Genomic DNA, 25468 nt, shown 5'->3' with positions numbered 1-25468 from the left:
CGCGACCTCTCTCTTTCCCTACCGACCGGCCGCACGGTTGCGTCGGATTGCCCGTTGGTGCCAAATTCCTTGGCCGGAGAGCGATCCCTCTCGACGGAGCCCACCGGGGTGCTGGACACTCGGTACGTGATCTGCGAGGACTGTGGCGAGTCGAACAAGGCCGGCGCGCAGTTCTGCCTCTTCTGCGGGGCATACCTGGAGTGGCAAGATTCGGACGCCGAGGAGGCCAACGAGGTCACCCAGCAGCTGCCACCGGTGACCAGGACGTCCGCACCGGCGGTACCCCCTGCCGCACCGCCGTCGGCGAGCACGCCGGCACCCGTCGCGGCAGCCGCCCCGGCAGCCCGACCAGCGCCCCCGCCCACACCGGCCCCGACCCAGTCGACTCAGCCGGCGCATCAGCCGACGCCGGTGGACCTCACACCGGACGTGCCCGTGGTCAGCATGGCCAGCGCTGCCCACGGCTGCCCGCGCTGCGGCCGCCCGATCGATCCGAAACGCCGCTTCTGTGCGCACTGTGGGGAGCAGTTCATCAAGCCCGGCGGCGACGCACCGGTGACCCGGCCGACGCAGAGGCGCGATACCTGGTGGTCTCGGCTGTGGGACAGCAAGGACCGAGTGGCACGCCGGGCGTACCGGCGCAGCCTGCCGCCGCTCTACCGCTGGCGTCGCGTGATCATCTCGATCCTGGCGCTGACGTTGATCGGCGGTGGTCTCTACGCCATCGGCCGCTCCCCCAAGGCGTTCTTCGTCGCGCGGTACTACGACCTCCGCAGAGCCATCGTCACCGTGCCCAATGTTCAGGCGGAGATCATCCCGCCCGATGCGTCGGCGGCCGATTCCACACCGGATGCCCTGTTGGACCGCACCGCCAAGTCCTGGAAGATGACGTGGACCCCGACGACCCAGGGGAGCCCGTGCCAGGTGCCACCCACGACGCCGGTGATCAACCTGTCGTTCGCGCCCGCTCGGATCAAACAGATCGAGATCTGGGCGGGCCTGCGCGAGAAGGACCCCAACCGGCTCCTGCAGTACCGCCCGAAGAAGATCTGGGTCGCGTACTCGGATCAGTGCAAGGACATCGAACTCGAGAACGTGGAAAAGCAGACCATCAAGCTGGACACCAAGAGTCAGGTGGAGTCGATCCGAATCTCGGTGCAGACTGCGTACCCCCCGGAGCCACCCGAGGGTGGCCAGGATCTGCTGGCCTTCACCGAGATCACCCTGGAGTCAAGGCCCCCGGTCAACTGACCCTGTTGTCGTCACCCCGGATCTGCTCGGCCGGTCGCGAGCGCGAACGGCGAGCGACAACACGGCTCAGGGATCAAGCTGGATCGAAAGGCAGCCCGGCTGGACCTTCTTGACGGTGGGACATGCGGCTTCGGCCTCGGCTCTGGTGTCAAACGGGCCGATGAAGAGCACCCAATTGGTGGCCTGGAGGTTGAGCGTTATCTGCGGATAGAGATCACTCGACACAATCCCGGCCCGCTTGTCGACAGCCTGCAACTTGGCGAGCCGGTCCGCCGGGTCGAAGATGGACACGTTGGGATCCCAGAAGTCTGCGGCAAACCACTTGCCTTTGAAGTCGGGATTCGCCGTCGTCGCGGCACCGGTCGGGACCTTGCTGGGATTGACCGGCACGTTGCCGGGACCTGTGCTGGTGGCGGAGGTCGGTTCCTGCGACGGCTCGCCACTCTCCGACGGAGAGCCAGGATCCCCGGTCGACGCTGACTCCGAGGGCGACCCGGAGCCGCCATCCGTCGGTGACGGGCTGGCAGCCAACGCGGCCGTCGTCCCGCATTCCTTCTCGGAGAACGGCCCCAGCAATTTGTCCCTTTTTGCCTGCACGGCGTAGCAGACCTCAGTAGCCGGCTTCAACCCCTCGAATGTCAGGGCATTGTCAGTCGCCGTGACGTCCTTCGACCCAGTGCGGCTGCCGTCGGCAAGCACCTCGACCACGGTGTAGGCCGTGACGTCAGGCACCGCAGCCCAACCGACCCGCAATGATTCCGGCCCCAGCGCGTCGACCTTGACCGCCGCGGGCGCGGGAGGCGGACCGAGTTCGGCGAACGTCGACTCCTCGACCAGCGGGTGGGTCAGCAGCCAGGCCACCCCACCACCGATGCCCAGCAAAGCGAGCACAGCGACCATCACGGAGGTCTTGGTGAGGATCGGCTTCTGGTTGAACGCGCCATCGACGGTCGGCCGATCGAGACTCCCTCCGTACGGTGTCGGCGGGGCCTGCGGAGGCGGCGCACCCTGGCGCTCGCCGGCGACCGTGAACGGGATCCGGGTCGCAGTGCCACGCAACGTCGGCGACTTCGTCTTCGCCCAGAGCCGAGCGGTCGCCGTGCCGCCGAGGGGCAACTCGACCACGTCCGGTCGGATCATGAAACCGAGCGCCTGGTCGGCATCAGTGGCGGAGAGCTTCAAGGTCACCGGCGAATTGCCCCAGTTGGTGATCTGAATGACGTGGCGCCCGTTCCACCGGCCGGAGGAATTCACCGGCAGCAGCTTGGCCTGCAGGCCGAAGACCTTGCCGATCTCCAGGTCGCCCTCCGCCACCGCGCTGGCATCGGCGTCCTCGGTCGACCGCACGCGGATCCCGAACGGCCAGGTGCCGCCGGGCGCCCCTGTCCCGCCGGGTGGGCTGAACACAATCACCGCGGTGGCTTCCTGCTGCGGATAGACCGAGACCTCGGGAGGCAGCACATCAGCCCACTGGGAGACTCCCTCGCCCACGACCTCGATCTGATAGCCCTCGACAATCGTGCCGGGATTCCTGACCGTCACAGTCACCGAAGCCTGACCGCCGGGCTCGACCGCCACATGGTCGAGATCGATCGAGACGATGGGGTCGGTCACGCGGTCAGCATAGGGCGAATGAATTGAGTTACGGCAGGGTCTGCTGCCCGATCGGGCAATCGCCGACCAGTTCTCGAGGGCCGGGATCAATTCCGCCGTCGACAGATAGATTCCTGTCATCTAAGTTCTATCCGTGGCGACCAGCGTCGGGCCCGGGACAGGGCGCAGACGTTCTGCGCCATGCCCGGGCTCAGGTCGACGGTTGGGTTCGGGCCGACGAGTGGGTTCAGGTCGGCGAGCGGTACGCCGGGTGCTCGGCGCCCTGTTGGCGCTCATCCTCGCCGGGATCGCCCTCGGCCTGCCGCCGCTGAGCCCGCTCCCGGCGGCCGCTGCCTCACCCTTGGACGTCACACTCACACTGGAGCAGAGTTCCGCCGATAGTGTGATCGGCACCGAGGTCACGCTGACCGCAACGCTCAAGGCACCGGACAACGCCCCGTTGCCAGAGCTTCCGGACGGCTGGTTCATCACCTTCTCGGGCACCCGCAGTGGTGGGTGGTCCAGCGGACCAATCAGGGCCGTCAATGGCGTGGCGACCTACCGGACCGCCAGCCCGGTGGAGGCAAGCGACACGATCACTGCCACCGTGGTCAGTCCGGGTTGCACCGCCGAGGGAATGACCGCCTTCGTCACGCACGAATGGTGGACGTCGGCGATCATTCTGGACGAGGGTGTGCCGGACGCACGCGACACACCAGGCGACGACCCCTTCGAGTTGACTGGTGACGTGCGGCTCGGCAACACGAGGGTGCCGGACGCCACTGTCCGGGTGACGATCGACAGTCTGACCTCGAACGCCGCCACGTCGACCATCGACACCGAGACGGACGCCGACGGCAGGTTCAGCGTCGAATGGGAAGGCGCTGCGCCAGGAATCGAACAGGTCACGGTTACCGCCACCAAGGCCGCCGCCACTAACTCCGGCAATTTCGAGGCCAGCGTAGTGACCAGCCACACGTGGTCCGGAGACGGCGGCGATCCCGCCATCACAGACCTGTGGGTCGTTGCCTTCGACCAGCGGCGCGGCGCTCCGATCAGCGCCTCGGTGGGGTTCGATTCCGACGACTCCGCGGTCCTCTCCGGCCTGGAGTACTGGACAGGCACCGGCTGGGCTGACGCCGACGACAACGACCGGTACGTGTATGCCTCGCCATCGAGCCCAGGCGCGAAGGTCATCGGAGCCCGGTTGGGTTCGGACGGACGGTATGCCGCGAAGACTGTGCACTGGTGGCAGCCGACGATCACCTTCCTAACGCCCGCCAGCGCCTCCCTCGGGAACGAGGAGCATCCGGTCACGGTGATCGTCACCGATGAGGGCTGGCCACTGCCGTACGTCGACCTGGAGTTCCGCGTCAGCGGGCTGGCGGATCCCCTCAACCCTCCGTTCACCGACCAGGATGGCACCACGACGGTGACGATCACCGGCGTGCCGGGGGACAACAAGACGATCGACGTGACCGAGGTCCCACCCCAATCCGGCCCCGAGGTGGAGCTGGCGACGGCCTCCACCACGCACCGCTGGGTGAGTCTGCCGGACGACAGCGGCAACCTGACCTTGTCAACACCCACTTACGAGAGCCGCGTCGGCACTCGGGTTCGGTTCACTGCCCATCTCAGCAACGACAGCGAGGACCCACTACCCAATGTGGATGTCGACTTCTTCCTGAGCGACGAGACCCTCCTGGCCACGGTGTCCACCAATGCCAACGGCGACGCCAGCATCGAGATCTCTCGCACCAGCGAGACCTGGGTCGGGATCAACGCCGGCGCCGTGCTTGGGTGCGACCAACAGTCTGTGGACGCGTGGAACTACCACTACTGGTGGGAGACACAGCTCGACCTGGAGCCCAAGGCCGCAGAGTCCCAGGCGCGAAAGGACGTCACCTTCACTGCTGATGTCGGCCGGACGTACCCCAACGAGGGCGGCGGGATCGATCTGAACGAGCGGATCAGTGCTGAACGCCTCAAGCTGGGTAGCGGTCCGTCCGGCGGCATCCGCGCCGGGGACAAGAAGGTGACAACAGCCAACCTCCCCGAGAATACGATCCCGCTCTCCGATCAACTGGTCAGGTTCACGTTCACGCTGACCGACTCCAAGTGTGAGCTTCCCGTGGTCGTCAAGGAAGCGCGCACCAATGGCGAAGGACGAGCCGAGGTCGAGCTGACCCGAAATGCCACGGGCATCGACAACGTCAAGGCCGAAGAGGTCGGCGTGTTCAAGCCGGCGTCGGACACGACGACGCACAAATGGACCCCGACGCCCCTGTCGATCGCGCTCACTCAGTCCTCGAGTCTCAGCCGTGCCGGCACCTCCGTCACCATGACCGCAACGGTGTACGAGCGCCCGAATGTCCGCGCCGCGGCCGGCACGCCGGTGACTTTCCTCGGCACCACTCCCAGCCGGACCGTCAAGACCAACAAGAACGGTGTCGCCAAGCTGACCTTCACCGGCAGGGGAACCGCGCCTAACATCATCTCGGCGACCACCCCGTACGGCTGCGGTGTGGTGGAATCCCCGGAGATCACGCACCGCTGGTTCGTACCCAAGCTCGTGCTCACGCCGAGCACCGCCACCAGCACCACGGGCAATCAGGCCAGTGTGACGGCCCGCCTCACCCATGACGGGGACGCGGTAGGCGGCCAGGAGATCGAACTGACGATCAATCACTCGGTGTCTGGCCAGCCCACCAGGACGATCACCAAGAAGACCGACGACGCGGCCGGTGAGGCCACCTTCACCTGGACGCGCTCCGTGGCGGGCACCGACGAGCTCACCGCAACCGAACAGGTCGACGTACAACCGCAGCGAGACACGGCTGAGCACATCTGGGAAGCACCACCCGTGACCCCACCGCCGACCGTGATCACCGAGCCACCGGTCACCATCACCGAACCGCCGACCGAGCCGCCGGTCACCGATGAGCCCTCGGAGGAACCGACCGAAGAGCCAACCGACGAGCCGACCGATGAACCCACCGAGGAGCCGACCACCGAACCGACCGAGGAGCCGACTGATGACCTGCCGGCCACCAGCACCATGGTCGACGGACCAGAAGTGGGGCGGCCAGGCGGCGATATCCAGCTGTCCGGCACCGGGTGCAAGCGCGGCGAGCAGGTGACGGTCAACCTCGGCGATCGGGAACTGGGCAAGACCAGGGCTGCCGGCGACGGAAGCTTCTACCTCCGTGCCGCGGTGCCCGATCTGCCGCTCGGTCGCTATGTCATCCACTCCAGCTGCGGCACGACGATCGGTGACCCCAACGTCGACATCACCGCACCTCAGGTGGACAGGGCCGGCGGAGCGCTGGCCACCGCGGGTCTGACCACCGGATCGATCCTGGTGTTCTTCGTGCTGGTCGCCAAGGGGGTCATCTCCTTCCTCCCCCGACGGCCGTACTAACCATTGAGCTGTTGCTAACATCCGGTGACCATCCCAGTCCGCTCCCGCGGCCGCGGTGGCCACGGCCGAACACACAGGTACGGGGGTCCGAATGGGGTACGCACTAGGCATCGACCTGGGTACGACATACACGGCGGCCGCAGTCAGCGACGGTTCGCACGCCGAGGTCATCACCCTGGGAGACCGGTCCCCCCAGGCGCCGTCGGTGATCTATCAGGGGATCGACGGCACCTTCCGCTGCGGTGAGTCGGCGGAGCGCCGGGCAACCACCGAGCCGGAGCGGATCGCCCGCGAGTTCAAGCGGCGGATGGGCGACCAGACCCCGATCTTCGTCGGCGGCACCCCGCTGTCGGCGCACGCCTGCGCCAAGGCCCTGCTCAGCTGGACGATCGAGCAGGTCGTGAACGGCCAGGGCGAGGAGCCGGACCGGGTGATCGTGACTTGCCCCGCCAACTGGGGACCGTATCGCCGGGAGCTGATGAGCCAGGTCACCGCGCTCAACGCCGACTATCCGATCACCGTCTGCACCGAACCCGAGGCGGCCGCGCTGCACTTTGCGTCGACCCGCCGGGTGGCGGAGGGGCAGTCCATCGCGGTGTACGACCTCGGCGGCGGGACCTTCGATGCGGCCGTCCTCCGACGTGGGCCGGGTGGCAGCTTCGAGGTGCTGGGCGCTCCCGACGGCGTGGAGCAGCTCGGTGGTGTCGACTTCGACGAGGCCGTGTTCGAGCGGGTCAGCCGCAGCATCGAGGCGGATGGGCTCGATCCGGACGACCCGGAGACCCTGCTCGGTCTGGCCCAGCTCCGACGGAGCTGTACGGAGGCCAAGGAGGCGCTCTCCAGCGAGACCGAGACGATCGTGCCCATCACCCTGGGCGGTCAGACGACCCGGGTACGGCTGACCCGCGCCGAGTTCAACGAGCTCATCGGCCCGTTGATCGGCGACACCTTGGACGTCCTCGACCGGGTGATCCGCCGATCGGGGGTGGCTACCGACGAGCTCGCGGCCATTGTGCTGGTCGGCGGCTCGTCTCGCGTACCCCTGATCAGCGAGCGGATCACCCAGCGGTTCGGGCGGCCGGCCGTCCTCTCGCCACAGCCCAAGCTCTGTGTCGCGATGGGGGCCGCCTTGCTGGGGGCGAGCCTCGACGCCGGGAGTGCTGGATCCTCGACCGAGGCACCGGCACGTCCGAGCGAGCCCGTGATCCAGACCGCGGCGATGGCACCGACGCCCACCGCCGCGCCGGCCCCCGCCGCGTCCGTTCCCTCTCCGGCCGCTGCCGTGACGCCGTCCGTTGCTCCGACGACTCCTGCTCCGGCACCGACCGCTGCTCCGGCTCCGACTAGTGCCGAATCATCTGTGCCAGCCGTGCCAGTCGCGGCACCCGTCACGCCGACACCCTCACCGGTGCCCCCCGCGGCGGTGACCCCGCCGCCACCCGAAGCTCCGGCGCCTGCGGCGGCCTCCGGTGCAGCACCTCCGGCAGCACGCTCCCGCGGTGGCGTACCGGTCTATCGGCTGATCTCGGCAGTGTGCGCCGTCGGGGCGATCCTGCTGATGCTGTTCGGTGCGACCGCGGACAAGTCGGGGATGACCTGGAACGACGACTTCAAGGTATCCGCGGCTGGGCTCCCGAAGGATGCCGCACTGACGCCGACCATCTTCGGAATCTCGCTGATGCGGCCGCCGGAGCCGATCAAGGCGAAGGCCTTCGACCTGCACAGTCGGAGTGTCTTCCTGGCCGGTCCCACGCGAGCCGAGATCACCAGTGCCGCAGGTCCCCGCGAAGTCGTCCTCTCTGCCGCCGAACGCTGGAGTCCCCGACGGTGGCTCAGCATTCCGTTCGGCGCGCTCGCGTTGACCGCGCTGTTCTCGATCGCCTACATGGAGTCGATCCTGCGCCCGATCCGGCGCCGCCGGATCCGCGCCAAGTCCGGTGATGTGATCGGCCTGATCGGCTCCGGGATCGCGCTCGGGATCGCCGGCGTGCTGGCCACCTGGGTGATCGGCGATCGCCTGCCACAGGTCCCGACCGCACTCGGCATCATCGTCCTGGTCTGCGCGGCAGTCGGCCTGCTGGCCTTCGTCTGGCCACCCCGAGAACGCCCCAGCCCAACCCGCTGACCCGTGCGCCGGCGCCGCCGTCTCGCACTGCGCACCATTTCCTGCGACTGCGCACCAGGTACGCGAGGTGCGAGGTTGACCCAGTTGGTGCGAAGTGGGGATTGGGGTGGTGTGACCTGCGGTCGCCGGTCCGGCTGGCGCCGCCGGGCCAGAGATGTACGCGGCTCTCGGAATGCTGAGTCGTTTCGCACCGCCGGGCCAACGACGACCACCACTTGCGCGTGCACGGCGCACGTTTCGCGCCGCCGGGCCACGGACGATCGTTGACCCGGGCGCACACGACGTACCTCTCACGCCACCGGGCCACGGACGGCCGCTGGCCGGGCGGGTACGGCGTACGTTTTGCGCCGCCGGGCCACGGACGATCGCTGACCGGGCGTACGCGGCGTACGTCTCGCACCACCGGGCCACAAACGACCACCATTTACGCGTGCGCGGCGTACGTCTCGCGCCACCGGGCCACAGATCAGCGCCGGAGCGGTGACTTCTGGCTCTGTCGGGTGGGATCGCTGATCGAGAAGGAGGCAAGGCACCTGTTCACGGCCGAAACAGGTGCCAAACCTCCTTCTCGCGAGGACCGGCGCCGAGCGGACAGGCCGAGAGGGACTGGCCTGCACCCGCCTTTACCGCCGACCGCCTTAGATCCCGCATCGACTTCGCACCATTTGCTGTCACCGCGCACCACGTGTACCCGGTGCGCAGTCGCATCAGTTGGTGCGAAGTCGAGAACCGACCACCCGAATATGGTGCGGGCCACCCGAAATGGTGCGAAGTCGAGGACGTGATCCGATCAGTTGCCTTGCTGCTGTTCGAACAGCTCCGACAGCTCAGCCTTCTCCTCGTCCGACTCCCCATCAGGAGAGTCCGAGTCATCCTCGGAGGGCTGCTCATCGCCTGAGCCAAGCGGCAGGAAGTAGCCGAGCAGGAAGGCCCCGCCGCCGAACAGCAGCAGGATCGGCAGCCACCACCAGGCATTCGGCACCAGGAGCCGGAGCGCCGACAGGGTGAAGGTCAGCACCACACCGATCCCGAGCCCGGAGGGCAGGAATCGCAATCCTCGCTGCCAGCGGTTGGTCGGCAGCTGTCGGCGGCGGATGGCGAGCAGCAGACCGGCCAGCACGACCGCCGTGATCCCCGCCATGGCCAGGCCGAAGGCTCCGTAGATCGACACCGCCGAGCCGCGGACGTCTACCGGAAAGCTCTTCTCGGCGACCGTCTTGCGATCCGGTCCGATCAAGACAGCCGAGGTCGGCAACAGCCCGGTCGCCTGGCGGCTGAGATCGCTGATGTCAATGTCGAAGCGGCGCTGAGTCTGCTGACCAGCGGGTACGACGATGTCGAGACGGGTCGTGTAGCTGAAGAAGGTCATCCCGATCACCTGACCTTCAATCCGGACACTGCGGATCTTCAACTCCTCCGCGCCCCCATTGGTCAGGTCAAGCTGCACTCGCGCCGAATCGGAGCTGCCGAGCTGCAGTGGATCGGTACGAGTCACGGTCTCGAGGTTGCGCCCGTCGATGCTGATCGACCATTCCAGTCCCGGCGGCTCCTCGGCACTGGCCGGCAGCGCCGGCAGCACGACGAAGGCTGCCACCATGAGCACGGCCAGCAGTCGGCCCAGCCAGCGTGGCAGAGCGCGCGGAGCGCGACCATTTGACCCGGTCATGGGCGGAGCCTCTCGGGAGTGCAGGAGCGATTCCGGGCGACACGTTCTTCGTCGCACGGAATCGCGACGAACGAGCGAGACTTCGCGGAGCTCAGGACCGCGGAGCGCGGAGCGCGACCATTTGACCCGGCCATGGGCGAAATCTAAACCCGTACGATCCGCCTCAGCACTCGGGTGCCCGATGAGGCAGACATCTGTGCCCAGAGATCGGATCAACGGCCCTGCCATCGACCGGCCACGACCGGGCATGCTGCTGGGGTGATCCACGAGGTGGACTCTGCGTTGCGCACCCTGATCGAGCGAGAAGCCGACGGCATGCGGGACGTCGAGATCGTGTTCGAAGCCCCGACCCGGGAGTGGGCGGGACGTCGCAACTCGCCCACCATCGATGTCTATCTCTACGACATCCGCGAGGACCTGCGCCGCCGCGAGCGGGGCATGCACCAGGTGTATGAGAACAACGTCGTCGTCTCCAGGCATCTGCCGCCGCGCCACTTCAAACTCTCCTATCTGGTCACCGCCTGGACGCAGCGACCCGAGGACGAGCACCGGCTGCTGTCATCCCTACTGACCTGCTTCGTGCGGTACGAGGCGCTGCCGAGAGATGTGTTGACCGGACCGTTGACCGAGCTCGGGCTGCCGATCCCGATCACCATCGCGCTGCCGCCGCCGGAGGACCGTGCCTTTGCCGACGTCTGGTCCGCGCTGGGTGGGGAACTGAAACCATCCTTGGACCTGGTCGTGACCACGCCGATGGACAGCGGTCAGCGGCCCCATGTCGGGCCACCTGTCCAGAAGCCGATGGAGATCACCATGGGCGGCGTGGCCGGCTGGCCGGGGACAGAGACCAAGACGTCCCCGGCCGATCGCTCCGACGCCACGGCATCCGAAGGCGACGCCAAGAGCGACTCCGACGCGCAATCAACGGCCAGCACGTCTGCTGGCAGCACACCCGCCAAGACCGGTGGACGCCCCGGTCCGCGCGTGGCGATGGCGCGCAAACGGCCGCCCAAGAAGGCCACGTGACCACACCCGACCTCGCCTACCTGCTCGGCAGAGCCCAACTGGTGGAAGCGCGCGTACGGGAGCTGGTTGCGCTGCGGCGCGCCGACGACCCTGCGCCGGACGATCCGTTTCGCGGCCTCTACGTCAGTGAGGAGACCGTCACTCGGTTGCTGGCGGCCGAGCAGCCGGTCGATCAGTCATCCGACCGCGAGGCCCGGGCCGCCCTGGAAGCCGACGCCGACGCGGTGGAAGCCGGCGGCCGTCCGCTGCGACTGCGCCGGCTCGCCCGAATGGCTGGGCTGAGCGAGGTCGACGTCGAACTGCTGATGATCGCGCTGCTGCCTGATCTGGACAGCCGGTTCGAGCGCCTGTACGGATATCTCAACGATGATGTCAGTCGACGGCGTGCCTCTGTCGGGCTGGCGCTCCAGCTCGCCGGGGAGTCCGCGATGACGGCCACCGCCCGAGCCAGGCTGGAGCCGAGCAGACCGCTGATCCGGCGCGGCCTGATCGTGGTCGAGGAGCCTGACCGACCGTTCCTGACTCGTGGGCTCCGGGTGCCTGATCGAGTCAGCGCTCATCTGCTCGGCGACGATGCACCGGCCGCGGGACTGGCCGGGCTGATCGACGAGGTCGCCCCCTATCGGGCGCCGGTCGCGGACCAGCTCGGCCGGGCGCTGGCCGCCGGAGTACGGCTGGTCCATCTGCGTGAGCAGGTCGTCGGCACCGGCTCGGCGGTCGCGGTGGCGGCGCTGACAGCCGCCGGGATGGGCTCGTTGACCCTTGATCTGCGCCGATTGGCCGGTGCTTCCGCTGCTGAAGCGGCGACTCTGGCGGAACTGGCCATCCGTGAGGCGTTGCTGCTCGGCGCCGGGCTGGTGGCCGACCCGGTGGAGGCGCTCGCCGAGGCCGGGCAGGAGCCGTTGCGCCGACTGACCGAGACCGACCTTCCGGTGCTGCTGATCGGCTCGACCACCTGGGACCCGCAGTGGTCAAACGAAAGCCCGCTGCTGGCCGAGGCACCGGTGCTCGGGGGCCGGGATCGGCTGGTGCTGTGGGAGCGCGAGCTCGGCGAGCACGATCCTGCCCTTGACCCGGCGTCGTTGGCGGTACATCTGGCGCTCGGTCCCGGACAGGTCCAGAAGGCGGTCCGGGCGGCGGAAGCATCGGCTCGGATGAACGGTGGGCCGGTCTCGGCGGAGGACTTGCGCCGCGGCGTACGCGCTCAGAACGCAGCCGGGCTGGAGCGGTTGGCTCGACGGATCGAACCCGAGGTGACCTGGGACGACCTTGTGTTGGCACCCACCGTGCTGCGCGGGCTGAAAGAGGTCGCAGCCAGGGCTCGGCATCGAGACACCGTGCTCACCGACTGGCGGATGCGCCGCGGCGGCGGTCGGGGGCATGGGGTGACTGCGCTGTTCGCCGGCGACTCCGGCACCGGCAAGACGATGTCGGCCGAGGTGATCGCCTCCGATCTGGGACTGGATCTCTACACCGTCAATCTCGCCACCGTGGTGGACAAGTACATCGGGGAGACCGAGAAGAACCTGGAGCGCATCTTCGCCGAGGCCGGCGGGGTGAATGCGGTGCTGTTCTTCGACGAGGCGGATGCGATCTTCGGCAAGCGCAGCGACGTACGCGACGCTCACGATCGGTACGCCAACATCGAGAGCGCCTATCTGCTGCAGCGGTTGGAGACCTTCGACGGGTTGGCGGTGCTGGCCACCAACCTGCGAGCGAACATCGACGAGGCGTTCACCCGACGGCTGGACGCGATCCTCGATTTCCCCGAGCCCACCGAAGAGCTTCGTCGGTCGCTCTGGCAACGGTGTCTGGCGCCCCCGCTCCCCCTCGCCGACGACATCGACTACGACTTCTTGGCGGCGTCCTTCGACTTCGCCGGCGGTAGCATCCGCTCCGCCTCGACCTCGGCTGCGTACCTTGCTGCGGCTGAGGGCGTACCGGTGGGGATGCGGCAGTTGGTCGCCGCCGTCGAGCAGGAATACCGCAAGCTCGGACGCCTCGTGTTGGAGCGCGAATTCGGCCGCTACTTCTCGATGATCGCCTGACCCCTGGCCAGCTTCTCGCGGTCCCGCCGGTTTGAGAGGTGCCTGGATGTAGCTTCGTTTGCCTGAAGCTACATCTGCGCACCTTTCAAACCCACCGTCGCAGTGGCGTCGGTGGCTGGCCTGGGGTCGCCCTCAACCGCGTGGCCCGACAAGTTCCGGTTCTCCGCGCTCAGGACGCAAGCTGCCCTCTGACGCATCGATCACTGCCCGATCGCGCCGCCTCGGGGACCTGTTCGCGGGGCTTGTTTCGTGCCACAGTAGATGGGTCGCTGACTCGCGGAGGTTTGGCCATGCACGAGCATCATTACGACGAGCGCATCGAGACGATGCGGCCGCCTGCGTCACGAATCGACAGCACCGAGAGCCGTACGCATGCGCCCAGAGCGGCCGCCGCGGGGCGTACCGACGCGCTGACCGCCGATGACGTGCTGGGACTGCAGCGCAGCGTCGGGAACGCGGGCGTCGCGCAGCTGCTGGAGGACGAGCGTTCTCCGGTGCACGACGTCATCTCCTCCGGCGGCCGACCGCTGGACTCCGGTGTACGGGGCGAGATGGAGGCCCGGATGGGCCACGACTTCTCCGACGTACGCGTGCACGACGACTCCGCCGCAGCGGCATCGGCGCAGGCGGTCAATGCCCATGCCTACACGGTCGGCTCGAACATCGTCTTCCAGCGCGACCAGTACGACCCGTCGTCGACCGCCGGCAAGACAACCCTGGCGCATGAGCTCACCCATGTGGTGCAGCAGCGCAGTGGACCCGTGGACGGTACGTCGGCGCCGGGCGGGATCAAGGTCAGCGACCCGTCGGACCGGTTCGAGCGCGAGGCTTCCGCCAATGCCGACCGGGTGATGTCAGGTCCTGCTCCCGTACAGACCCTGAGCAAGAGCGGACCCGCTGTCCAACGTGAGGCCGAGGAGGAAGAACTCCAGGGTCTCTTCGTGCAACGGCATGCCGGCCATGACCACGACGAAGACTCCGTGCAGGGGATGTTCGTGCAACGCGAGGGCGAGGCCCCCGAAGAGGAGGCCGAGGAACCCGTCCAAGGACTCTTCGTGCAGCGTGACGGCGAAGAAGCCGAAATGGAGGGCGAGGAGTAGTCGCCGGCACCGCCGGTCGTCGGCCGACGGCCACCACGGCTGCTGACAGGTGCCCGTAGCTCTCGGCCACTGCTTCGTCGACCGGCAGCGCATCGAATCGCCGCTGCAAGACCGGCAACCGCCGCACTCGCTCCGCTCGGGCACGAGGCTCATTGGCCACCAGCACACCGAAATGCAACTCTGCCAGCGTGATCGAACTGATGGCCAGTCCCCCATCGATCCGCCGCTTTCCCTTTCGGGCAGATCTTGTTGCCCCGGGTCAGGTCCGACGGGACGTATCTCTAGCCCTCTTCGGGCGGCACTCTGAGGTACGCCACGTCCATCACCCGAGGAGCCAGCATGCCGTCGTATCAGTCACCCGGGGTCTATGTCGAGGAGGTCGCATCCGGAGCCGCTCCACTTGAGGGCGCCGGGACTGCGATCGCCGCCTTCATTGGCCTCGCCGAGGAAGGCCCGTTCAACACTCCCACCCTGGTGAGCAATTGGACGCAGTTCACCACGACCTTCGGCGGCATCGTCGCCGGGTCCTACCTGGGCCAATCGGTCTACTCCTACTTCCAGAACGGCGGCGGCAACTGCTACGTCGTCCGGATCGGCCAGAGCGAGAACTCCGGCGGTGCCGGACGCGGTGGTGGCCAGCGCAAGGAGTTGACTCCCGGGACATCGGCCCAGATCGGCCGGCTCAAGGTCACCGCATTGGACCCAGCCATCGCACCGGGTGACATCACCGTCGAGGTCACCGATCCGGGTGGCGAGAATCCCGGCGACGACATGTTCCGTCTGGTCGTCAAGGTGCGCGGCGAGCAGGTCGAGGAGTTCGACCGGGCCAACTTCACCCGGGGCAAGCAGAACGTGGTGACCATGGTCAACGCGGCCTCGAAGGTCATCAAGGTCGAGGACACCGGCAGCGGTACCGTCGCGCGGCCGGCCAGCGGCAGCACCACCCTGGTCGCACCGCCGCCACCGGAAGCCGTCCCAGCGCGGCTGAGCGCCGACGACTATGTCGGCGACGTCGCCGATCGCACCGGTTTCGGCGGCCTGGAGGCCATCGAGGACATCACCATGCTCTGCGTCCCGGACTTGATGAGCGCCTACCAGCAGGGTGCGATCGACCTCGAACAGGTGCAAGCCGTACAGACGGCGATGATCGCCCACTGCGAGCTGATGGGCGATCGCGTCGCGATCCTCGATCCGCCGCCGGGCATGAACGCCCAGCAGATCAAGGAGTGGCGGGTCGACAAGGCGCGTTACGACTCGATGTACGCCACGCTCTACTGGCCGTGGGTCAAGACCATGAATCCAGCCACCGGACAGCTCGGCTTCATGCCCCCGTCGGGGCACATCGCCGGCATCTGGGGCCGCAACGACGCGACCCGCGGTGTCCACAAGGCACCCGCGAACGAGGTCGTCCGCGGCGCCATCGACCTCGAGATCAACATCACCCGAAACGAGCACGACCTGCTCAACCCGCAAGGGATCAACGTCATCCGCGCGTTCCCCGGTCGCGGGATCCGGGTCTGGGGCGCCCGTACCCTCTCCTCCGATCCGGCCTGGCGCTACCTGAACGTCCGGCGGCTGTTCAACTATCTCGAGAAGACGATCCTGAACGGCACCAACTGGGTCGTGTTCGAGCCCAACGACCAAGCCCTGTGGGCGAGGATCCGCCGTACGATCGCCGCGTTCCTGGTGATGGAGTGGCGGGCCGGCGCGCTCTTCGGCGCCACGCCGAACGAGGCCTTCTACGTCAAGTGCGACAGCGAGACCAATCCGGCCGAGGGCATCGACGCGGGTCAGGTCGTCTGCGAGATCGGGGTCGCCCCGGTGAAACCGGCCGAGTTCGTGATCTTCCGACTCGCCCAGTTCTCCGGCGGCACCAGCCTGGTCGCCGAGTAGCCACTCGCACTCACTCATAGGGCCCACCGCCCTCCCCCCAGTACTGAGCACGGAAAGGAACAACTCAGATGGCACTTCCAGATGGCGACAGTTCGGTCGGCCACTCGTTCGGACTCGAGTTCGACGGCGTCACGATCAAGAGCATCACCGAGGTCTCCGGGCTGAAGCTCGAGCAGGACGTCGTGGAGTTCAAGGAGAACACCCCGGACGGCAAGTTCACGATCAAGCGACTGCCCGGTCGGCCGAAGGCACCAGATATCACGCTGACCCGTGGTCTGACCGCCGACAACAGCTTCGAGACCTGGATCCAGAACAGCCGGTTCGGCAAAATGGTCGACTCCCGCAAGGGCGGCTCGATCATCATCTTCGACTATGAGGGTCAAGAGGTGAAGCGCTACAAGCTGACGAACGCCTGGCCGAAGAGCCTGGAGATCGGCAGCCTGAAGGCCGGCGACACCTCCTATCTGACGGAGAAGCTGACCCTCACCTGCGAAGCGATCGAAGTGGGCTGATGGCCATGCGTCGCGGGACCGTGATCATCCCCGAGCCCAAGCAGGCGCCGGTTGGCTCGTCAGCCGGCTCAGACGAGACGAGATCCTCAGATCAGGGACAACGTCTGGTCACCGAGTTCAGCTTCTTGCTGCCTCGGGGCTATGTGGATGGCTCGGGCAGGGTGCATCGCGACGGCGTGATGCGGTTGGCCACGGCCCGCGACGAACTGATTCCCTTGCGCGACGATCGGGTCCGCGAGAACCCCGCGTACCTGACGGTGGTGCTGCTCGCTCGGGTGATCGAGCGGATCGGCGGCATCGAGGACATCCACGCCGGCATCATCGAGAATCTGTTCGCCACCGATCTGGCGTTCCTGCAGGATCTCTATCGCCGGGTGAACACCGAGGGACATACCCGGGCAACGGTGACCTGCCCGTCGTGCGAGCACCACTTCGCGGTCGACGTCTCCGGAGGGCGCCTGGGGGAATCCTGACGTACGCGACCGACCGGCTCTACGCCGAGATCGCGTACGTCGCCTACTACCTGCACTGGTCCCACGAGGCGATCCTCGACCTGGAGCATGCGGAGCGTCAGCGGTTCGTCCGTGAGATCGGTGCCCTCAACACCCGCATTTCGGGGGAGTAGGAGTGGTGAGCATGCGATGGCCGTGGGAGCGAGGAGCCTTCGGGTGGCCTCGCCGGGCCAAGGCTGCGGAGTCCGACGGCGGTGATGCCGGGACTCCGCAGCCGTCTGCTGCTGCTCAGCCGAGCCCGATCACCTCCCCGACCGGGCCCCTCTCGGATGCCTGGACCCGGTTGCCGCCGGTGCAGCGGAGCATCGCCGACTCCACCTCGGTGGCTCCACCGGCGGCCTTCCGTGCATCGCTTGCCTCATATCAGAATCCGAGTCTCCTCGCCCCGCTGGGGCATGCCGTTGACCCGGACGGGCCGAGTGGCGTCATCGGCGGCTTGACCTCACCGGCCGGTCAGCCGATTCCGTACGCGGACGCAGTGGAACTGCGGGTGCCGGACCGCCCGGTGAAGAACCAGGCGTCCGCCGTGCAGCGCCAGATCATGACCCTGCAGCCAGTAGAGATCCCGCAATCCGTGGAGACACCGCAGTCGGTGGAGACACCGCGGTCGGTGGAGACACCGGGTATGGAGGCACCGCCGAGCGCCGAACTGGCTGAGCCTTCCGTCTCCCGATCCCACTCTCCCGCAGCGCCGTCCTCGTTGCCCGGATCAGTTCCGTCACCAGAACCGGCGGCCGCCCTTCAGCGCCAGGTCGAGCCCACCGCGGAGACGGCGTCGCTGCTACCGGACCGGCCACTGGTCGAGTCCACGCCTGCGGATATGACCAGCTCACTTGCCGATGGTCCCGCCACGTCCCATGACGAGGGACGGCCCACCCCTGCTGCGAGCGGGCCATCCACCGAGCTGCCGTTGACCGTACCCACCACTCAGCCCAAGCAAGACATGTCCGGGCCCAGCCTGCAACGCCGCACGATCGATGCTCCGGCGCCGTCATCGGTCCCGCCATCGGCGGTGGCCCCGACTGCACCATCGGTCGTGTCCCCGCCTGCACCATCGGCGGTGCCGCCGCCAGCATCGGTCGTGCCCTCGGCTGCACCATCAGTGGTGCCGGCGGTCGAGCCTTCGGCCGTCCCGATCGAGGCCCCATCGCCGACTCCCGCGGACTCTCCCAGCTCGGGTACGCCGGTCAGCGCAACGTCCGCGGTCGAGGTGACTGTCGCCCGGACACTGGCCGATCCCGCCGGCACCTCGGGCGCCTCGGGCATCACACCGGTGAGCATCCCGGCGCAGTCGACCCCTGATTCGGCGCTCGCCGTACCCGAGCCTCCGACGCGATCGGTCGACCCTGAGCTGGTCGTGGCCCGGACCGCGATCCCCGGCGATTCGACCGCCTCCGCGCTGGGCAGTCGAACGGCCGGCGGACTCGGCGCTCAGACATTCAGCGAGCCGGCCGGCCCGGCCGCCACACAGCCGGCCGACGGCACTGCATCGGCAGGCCCGGTCATAGCAGCGGAACCAGACTCACCGCTGGCGCCAGAGACACCGGCCACGTCAGGCACTCCGCTGGGATCGGACACAGCAGCGGCGCCAGGCATCCCAGCAACGCCAGAGATCGACGTACGCGCTGGCGAGCGGGACATCGATCCCCCCGCGGTGCAGACCCTCACCAGCAGTGACGCCTCCGTACCAGCGCCCAGCCAGAACGAGTCATCCACCGAGACGGCCGGACTGCTCGCTGAGCGGCCCGGGCTCGTCGACACCTCTGCTCACGATGCCCTGGCCCACGATGCCCTGGCCCACGGCGGAGCCTCTGGACCCGATGCCGCCAGAGCCGACATCGCCAGCCCCACCATCCGCGAATCGCCGGGCGAGCTGCCGCCGCTGACGGTGCCGACCGCGCCCACAGCCCAACCGGAATCCGCCCGGCCCACGCTGCAACGTCATACGCTTGACGCACCCGCGGGTCCGGTCGCCCCAACACCGGGGGCTTCGGCAGTTGCTGACTCCTTCCCAGCAGCCGCATCGGGCGATCCGATGCCGTCCACCCCAACTGCAACCGATGCGGGGACGTCGACCCCGACCGCAACTGCTCCGGCTTCGCTGACTCCGACGTCCACCACCGAGTCGGCCGCAACGGGCTGGGCAGCCCCGGCCGGCCTGACCGCCCCGGCCGGTGCTTTCGTAGCGAACGTTGAACCACCGGCAGCCCCGCCCGCGGCTGAGTTGACCGTGGCCCGGATCCCCAGCACCTCAGTGCCCTCCGCATCGGCGACGGATGCCGGGCTGAGCGTCGTTCAGACCCTTCGCACCGGCGAGTCCTCGACGGCCGAGTCCTCGACGGCGATGACCACAGCCGCAGCGTCGTCCGTCTCCGACTCCCTGTCCAGCGGCTTGCAGCCCACCGATTCCCCGGCCGCCGACTCGCTGCCTACCAACTCGCTGCCGGTCGAGCCGGTGTCAACCGGGTCCGCATCGGCCGAGTCTCCGTCGACCGACGCTGCTTCCCCGTCCGTCGAGACTCGGCCGGCTGACTCTCCAGCGGCCGCAGCTGGCGACGTACCGCAGCACGAACCCGAGCCAAGCCTTCCGACGGCCTCCCTGCTGGCGGACCGGCCGCCGCTGATCGAGCGCGCGACAGCCGACTCGGGCCACGACACAAACTCGGGCCAAGCAGCCCAGTCCGCGGGCAGCGAGCCATCCGCGCAGCTCCTGCCACTGACCGTGCCGACCACCCCGGCAGCGCCGCCGGAATCAGACCGGCCCACGCTGCAGCGTCACACCATCAGCGAGTCCGCCCCCGGATCGGCGGCTCAATCAGCCGTGCCTGCGAGCCCGCCGGTCTCGATCCCCATTCCGTCAGCCCCAACGGCATCGGGCACCCAGACGATGCCCACCGTCCAGACGTCCTCGGCAACAACCTCCTCCGCCCTTTCCTCGCTGTCCACGACCTCGCCGCTGAGCGTCTCGACGCCCACTGCCACGACTCCCACCGGCGCAGCTCCCGATAGCGCAACTCCTGCCGACAGCGAGTACCCGCCGCTGATCGCCCGCCCGGTGCAGCGACGGATGGCCGGCGAATCGGCATCCCAGGGATCGTCCGGCCCCTCGGCTGAGGGCTCCACCGGATCGTCCGAGGGCCACGCAGGGTCGTTTGAGGGCTACGCGGGGGCTCCCGAGAGCCATACCGGGAGCCCAGCAACGGAGCTGGCGCAGGCGCCGTTGAGTGGCTTCTCGGCCGCCATCTCCGCGCTCCAGACCAATGATCCGCTGTTCACGGCCGCCGGCCAGCCGGCCGTGTCCGAGGGCGCCGCCGGCCCCACCGCCGATCTGGTCGTCAGCCGTGATATCGCCGGCAGCCTAGATCCGGCCGGCGACCTTGGACCCGCGGCCGGCCATGGACCCGTCTTCAGTTCGGCACCCGATGCCAGTTCAGATGTCGCCGTTGCCGTTGACCCACCGGTCCGCTCGGACGCGGCGGCCGGTGCTGGCCGGACGGCCGGTCCGGAGTTGGTCGTGGCACGTCACCTGGCCCCCGATGATCACGGTGTGCTGCCGCCCGCGGCAACCCGGCTGATGTCGACGTATCCCGCCACGTCGACGTCTTCGGCTGGGCCGTTGTCCCTGCCCGTCCAGCGCAGTCTGCTCGCACTCCGCCCCAGCCCCTTGTCACCGGCGCCAGCGGTGCCCATCGGCCCGGCGGCACCATCGCAGCCGGCCAGCGTGCAGCGAATCCACTATCGCGATGTCCGGGATCCGGTGCCCTCGAACCCCGGCAGCCCGGACGCCACCAACGGCTCAGCAGCCGCCGGTGCCGCCTTCGGGAGCAGCATGCCTGGCGGGAACGGCTTTGACAGCAGCGCACCGGGCGGGAGCACCATGCCCGCCGCACCAGCGTCAGCCGCTTGGTCACCGGTCTCCTCGCCGACCCCGGTGTCTTCGCCCTCGCTGTCCGTGCCGTCGGCCGGTCCGATCTCGACCAACTCACCGGCCACGCAGCGGCTCAGTCAGGAAACCTCGGGCTACGAGACCGCCCAGCCAGCCGTCCAGCGCGCTTCGGCCCAGACCGCATCAGTCCAGCCGCTGTCGATGCAGGCGATGCCGATGCAGCCGATATCGATGCAGGCTGGATCAACGCAGGCTCCGGCGATGCAACAACAGTTCGATCCGCCGGTCGCGGTGTCTCGATCCAGCTCAACCTCCCCGGCTCAATCCATATCCTCCAGCCACGCAGCCGACGCACCAGCAATGGCGGTCTCCAGCCGTACGGTCGGGCTCGCGGAGCTGTTCTCGATGGCAGCGGCCCAGTCGTCCGCAGACGGCGCCACAGTCCAGCGGCTGGGCGCCGCTCCCGATGCTTCCCCAAGCGCACCACCGACCGAGACCGTCGTCCAGACCACGCTGCCCCCGGACGCCGCGGCGCCGGCAGCCGCCCCGACGCCCGATGCCGCGGCGGCCACGCCGACGGCCGAGCAACTGGAAGAGATGGCCCGCCGCCTCTACGAGCCGATGGCGTCTCGTATCCGCGCCGAGCTCTGGCAGGACCGGGAACGCGCCGGCCTGCTCACCGACCTGAGACCCTGACCATCCCCGGAGGAGGACGACCATGGCTGCAGCGCAAGGCAGCACCGGTGCGCAAGGTGCCGCCGACCCGGCGGTCAGCCTGCGCTTCACCGTCACCATCGACGGGAAGAGCATCGGCAATTTCAACACCTGCAGCGGCTTGAAGGTCGAGGTCGTGATGGAACAGCGCGAGGAGGGCGGCACCAACGGCTTCGTCTGGCAGCTGCCGAGTCGCGTCAAATACAGCAACATCACACTCAAACGAGCGGTCGGCCCGGACAGTCACAAGCTCACCGATTGGCTGATCAGCTTCGCCAACGAAGCGACATACAAGACCGCATGCATCACCGCCATGACCGGCGACGGCGAAAAGGTCACCAGCTGGAACCTCGATGGAGTAGTCCCGGTGAGCTGGAGTGGACCCGACCTCGATGTCGGGGCCAACAACGTCGCCATGGAGACCCTGGTACTCGCCCACCACGGCTTCCTGCCGAGCTCGGGGGCCGGCACATGACCACGGCGATCGCCCTCGCCGGCAGCACGGGTCAAGTCGGCATCCCTGGAGACAGTGGTTCAGGAGGAAGCGCGGTCGAGGGCCGTCCCACCATGGACAAGGCCAAGCTGACCGTCTACACCCCCGATCCGGCGCCGGGCGGCTACAAGCCCGGCGGGATTCTGGACACGATCGGCTTCCAGTTCAACCCGAAGGAGGTCAGCATCACCAAGTCGGCGAAGTGGACGCACAGTCCCGCCAAGGAGTCCGAGAGCGCGCCGCCTCCCGAGTTCACCGGTGCCGACCCCTGCAAGCTGACGGTCGAGATGTTCTTCGACGCGACCGCGTCCCGGTCCGGCTCCGTGCTGGAGATCGTCGAGAAGCTGTTCGGCTGCTGCGTACCGACCGAGCAGAGTGCGGGTCAGAAGAAGCCGACTCCCCCGCTGGTCGTCCTGCAGTGGGGCAGCATCTCCACCTTCCCGGCGGTGATCACCTCGGTCACCGCGAAGTACAGCCTGTTCCGCTCCGACGGGACCCCGATCCGGGCCACTTGCAGCGTGGCGATGGAGGAGATGCCGGGCGCGCCGCCGCGCCAGAACCCGACCTCGGGCAGCGACAGCATCCGCCGCGTCCATCGCACCATCGTCGGTGACACCCTGGCCTCGATCGCGTACGCCGAGTACGGCGATCCCGCGCACTGGCGGCCGCTGGCCGCCTTCAACGGCGTCGACGACCCACTGCGGCTACCGATCGGGCAGATGGTCCTGCTCCCCTCACTGTCGGAGATGGGGGTAACCCAATGACGGTACTCGATGGCCGCGCTCCGCGCTCCGCGGTCCTGGGCTCCGCGAGATCTCGCTCGTTCGTCACGATTCTGAACGACAACTCAGCCACATCCACTCGCTTCACCCTCGGGCCTGTCGCTCAGAATCGCTCCTGCACTCCCGAGAGGCTCCGCCCATGACCGGGGGTCTCTGCCAGGTGGAGTTCAACGGGTCCGCGATGCCCGCCGATCTCGAGCCGCTGCTGACTTCGGCGCATGTCGAGACCAGCCAGCGCCTACCGGACATGTTTGCCCTGCGGTTCCGAGACCCCGAGAGGATCGTGCTGTCCAAGAGCGGCGCCAAGGTCGGCGGCAAGATCACGATCAAGGTCAGCACCTCCGCGTTGTCCTCGCCGGTCACCCTGATCGAGGCCGAGATCACCGCCCTCGAACTCGAATTCGACATTGGCGGCACCTTCACCCTGATCCGCGGCTACGACGCCGCCCATCGGCTGTTCCGCGAGCGACGGACCGTCAGCTACGTCCAGATGACCGCCTCCGACATCGCCACCAAGGTCGCCAAACGCGCCGGCCTGCGAGTCGACAAAGTGGACGCCACCTCGACGGTCTTCCCCTTCGTAAGTCAGGCCGGCCAGAGCGACTGGGAGATCTTGAGCCAGCTGGCACGAGACACCGGCTCGGACCTGACCGTCCGCAATGGCGCCTTCTCGTTCTGCGCTCCGGCCGCCGGATCCGAGATCACCCTGAGGTTCGGCGAGCAGCTCCTCCGCTTCCGCTCGGTGCTCACCTCCGCCCAGCAGGTCAAGGAGGTCGAGGTACGCGGCTGGGACGTCACCGAGAAGAAGGCACTGGTCGCCAATGCGCCCGCCCAGACCAGCAGCATCGAGACGACAACCAAGCCCAGCGACATGGCTGCCGCCTTCGGCGATCCCACGTACGTGTCCGCCGACGTGCCATACCGCACTCAGAACGAGGTCGACCAAGCCGCGAAGGCGCTCGCCGACGAGATGGCCTCCGCCTTCGCCGAGTTCGAGGGCGTCGCGAAAGGCGATCCCTCGCTCAAGGCCGGCGGGAAAGTCAAGCTCGAAGACCTCGGAGAACCGTTCGACGGCAAGTACACGATCACCAGTGCCCGGCATCGGTTCGATCCGACAACCGGCTACACCACCACGATCACCGTGACCGGGAAGCAGGACCGTTCACTCCTCGGCCTCGCCTCCGGCGGAGCACGCAGCCGGCGAACCCCACCCGGCGTGGTGATCGCCCAGGTCACCGATGTCAAGGACCCGGACAAGCTGGGCCGAGTCACGCTGAAGTTCCCTTGGCTCAACGACCAGTACGTCAGCGGCTGGGCCCGGGTGGTCTATCAGGGTGCGGGCAAGGACCGCGGCTGGGTCGTGCCGCCCGAGGTCGGCGACGAAGTGCTGGTCGGCTTCGAATTGCAGGACTTCGACCGGCCGGTGGTGCTCGGCGGCCTTTACAACGGGATAGACAAGGTGCCGACCACCGGACCCAACGAGTTGATCGACGGCAACTCCGGCGCGATCAACCGGCGTTCCCTGATCTCGAGGACCGGGCAGCGCATCGACCTGCTCGACGAGGCCGGGACCAAACAAGGCATCAGCATCGCCACCGACGACGACAAGTTCTTGATCAACATCGACAAGACCAACACCACCATCACCATCAAGGCCGACGGCAAGGTGCTGATCGAGGGAGCCCAGGGCATCACCTTGGATGCCAAGACCTCCGAACTGACGATGAAGGCGTCCTCGATCAAGATGAACGCGACCCAGGGTGTCCAGCTGGACGGCGGTGGCGGCGCCGTCCAGGTGAAGTCGAACGGCAGTGTGGCCGTCGAGGGAATGACCGTCAGTGTCAAGGGCCAGACCACGGCCGAGCTCAAGGGCTCGGCCATGACCACGATCAGCGGCGGGCTGGTCAAGATCAACTAGCGGAGGCTGAGCATGCAGGAAGTCGACTTCATCGGCGCCGGCTGGTGCTATCCGCTGCGCGCGGATCCCACCGGCCGAGTCGCCCTGGTCACCCGGGAGCGGGAGATCGAGCAGGCCATCCTGCTCATCTTGGGCACGGCGATCGGCGAACGGCCGATGCGACCCGACTTCGGCTGCCGCATCCACGATCATGTCTTCGGTCCGGCCAACACCGCGACCGCCGGACAGATCGCGTACGACGTCCGCGAGGCCCTGGAACGGTGGGAGCCGCGGATCGACGTCGCCGACGTCCGGGTCAGCTTCGATCAGATCAGCTCTGGTCGGGTGCTGATCGACATCGGCTACACCATCCGCGGTCTGAACGACCCGCGCAACCTCGTCTTCCCGTTCTATGTGATCCCCGACGAGGGCGAGCCGGGGCGGCATGCCATCGGCCAGCCGATCAACGGGCAGTTGGAGACCGGCCGGCCCGCGTACGGAGCCATCCCGCTGCCGGGCTCAGTTCTCGGCCAGATCGGAGGCAACTGA

The 25468-nt window shown here is 67.9% G+C and carries 17 protein-coding genes; 15 read left to right on the top strand and 2 right to left on the bottom strand.

Going from position 1 to position 25468, the window contains the following annotated elements:
• Nucleotides 1-57 precede the first annotated feature (57 nt).
• The gene (locus MLP_RS01795; protein ID WP_156820989.1) at nt 58-1251 is read left to right on the top strand and encodes a zinc-ribbon domain-containing protein; all 1194 of its coding nucleotides are present in this window, start codon (nt 58-60) and stop codon (nt 1249-1251) included.
• 66 nt (nt 1252-1317) lie between these two features.
• Here the strand turns inward: MLP_RS01795 and MLP_RS01790 are convergent, their stop codons facing one another.
• Nucleotides 1318-2865, bottom strand: coding sequence for a fibronectin type III domain-containing protein (locus MLP_RS01790; RefSeq protein WP_041789609.1), 1548 nt, complete (start codon nt 2863-2865; stop codon nt 1318-1320).
• Between the two features lie 220 nt (nt 2866-3085).
• On the opposite strand from MLP_RS01790, the gene MLP_RS01785 reads away from it, so the two are divergent.
• Both MLP_RS01785 and MLP_RS25920 read left to right on the top strand, forming a co-directional pair.
• Nucleotides 3086-6265 carry a PT domain-containing protein gene (locus MLP_RS01785; RefSeq protein ID WP_013861279.1) on the top strand — a complete coding sequence of 1060 codons (3180 nt, stop codon included), beginning with the start codon at nt 3086-3088 and terminating at the stop codon, nt 6263-6265.
• Between the two features lie 91 nt (nt 6266-6356).
• The gene (locus MLP_RS25920) at nt 6357-8390 is read left to right on the top strand and encodes an Hsp70 family protein (RefSeq protein ID WP_013861278.1); all 2034 of its coding nucleotides are present in this window, start codon (nt 6357-6359) and stop codon (nt 8388-8390) included.
• 790 nt (nt 8391-9180) lie between these two features.
• Here MLP_RS25920 and MLP_RS01775 read toward each other — a convergent pair.
• Complete coding sequence (locus MLP_RS01775) at nt 9181-10056, bottom strand: hypothetical protein (protein ID WP_013861277.1); 876 nt, start codon at nt 10054-10056, stop codon at nt 9181-9183.
• 258 nt (nt 10057-10314) lie between these two features.
• Here MLP_RS01775 and MLP_RS01770 point away from each other — a divergent pair, with 258 nt between their 5' ends.
• The 12 genes from MLP_RS01770 (at nt 10315) to MLP_RS01715 (ending at nt 25468) form a co-directional block, all read left to right on the top strand.
• Nucleotides 10315-11082, top strand: a complete 768-nt coding sequence (locus MLP_RS01770; protein WP_013861276.1) for a DUF4255 domain-containing protein — start codon at nt 10315-10317, stop codon at nt 11080-11082.
• The gene (locus MLP_RS01765) at nt 11079-13130 is read left to right on the top strand and encodes an ATP-binding protein (protein ID WP_013861275.1); all 2052 of its coding nucleotides are present in this window, start codon (nt 11079-11081) and stop codon (nt 13128-13130) included. The genes MLP_RS01770 and MLP_RS01765 overlap by 4 nt, the downstream gene beginning before the upstream one ends.
• Nucleotides 13131-13420: 290 nt before the next feature.
• Nucleotides 13421-14230, top strand: coding sequence for an eCIS core domain-containing protein (locus MLP_RS01760; protein ID WP_013861274.1), 810 nt, complete (start codon nt 13421-13423; stop codon nt 14228-14230).
• Between the two features lie 339 nt (nt 14231-14569).
• On the top strand, nt 14570-16123 hold the full coding sequence (locus tag MLP_RS01755; protein ID WP_013861272.1) for a phage tail sheath family protein: 1554 nt from the start codon (nt 14570-14572) through the stop codon (nt 16121-16123).
• 68 nt (nt 16124-16191) lie between these two features.
• A complete protein-coding gene (locus tag MLP_RS01750) occupies nt 16192-16635 on the top strand; it encodes a phage tail protein (protein ID WP_013861271.1) in 444 nt (147 codons plus the stop codon).
• A gap of 5 nt (nt 16636-16640) precedes the next feature.
• Entirely contained in the window at nt 16641-17108 is a 468-nt protein-coding gene (locus tag MLP_RS01745; RefSeq protein ID WP_041790894.1) for a hypothetical protein, read from the top strand.
• A complete protein-coding gene (locus tag MLP_RS01740) occupies nt 17054-17260 on the top strand; it encodes a DUF6760 family protein (RefSeq protein WP_013861269.1) in 207 nt (68 codons plus the stop codon). The genes MLP_RS01745 and MLP_RS01740 overlap by 55 nt, the downstream gene beginning before the upstream one ends.
• An 11-nt stretch (nt 17261-17271) precedes the next feature.
• On the top strand, nt 17272-21729 hold the full coding sequence (locus MLP_RS01735) for a hypothetical protein (protein ID WP_013861268.1): 4458 nt from the start codon (nt 17272-17274) through the stop codon (nt 21727-21729).
• A 22-nt stretch (nt 21730-21751) separates the two neighbouring features.
• Nucleotides 21752-22222, top strand: a complete 471-nt coding sequence (locus MLP_RS01730) for a phage tail protein (protein ID WP_013861267.1) — start codon at nt 21752-21754, stop codon at nt 22220-22222.
• Nucleotides 22219-23004: a CIS tube protein gene (locus MLP_RS01725; RefSeq protein ID WP_013861266.1), complete on the top strand. Its 786-nt coding sequence runs from the start codon at nt 22219-22221 to the stop codon at nt 23002-23004. Before MLP_RS01730 ends, MLP_RS01725 begins: the two co-directional genes overlap by 4 nt.
• 157 nt (nt 23005-23161) lie before the next feature.
• Nucleotides 23162-24940 carry a VgrG-related protein gene (locus MLP_RS01720; protein ID WP_013861265.1) on the top strand — a complete coding sequence of 593 codons (1779 nt, stop codon included), beginning with the start codon at nt 23162-23164 and terminating at the stop codon, nt 24938-24940.
• A gap of 12 nt (nt 24941-24952) precedes the next feature.
• A complete protein-coding gene (locus MLP_RS01715; protein WP_013861264.1) occupies nt 24953-25468 on the top strand; it encodes a GPW/gp25 family protein in 516 nt (171 codons plus the stop codon).

The sequence above is a fragment of the Microlunatus phosphovorus NM-1 genome, assembly GCF_000270245.1.
Lineage (GTDB): Bacteria > Actinomycetota > Actinomycetes > Propionibacteriales > Propionibacteriaceae > Microlunatus > Microlunatus phosphovorus.
This window is presented reverse-complemented; position numbering and strand designations above follow the sequence as displayed.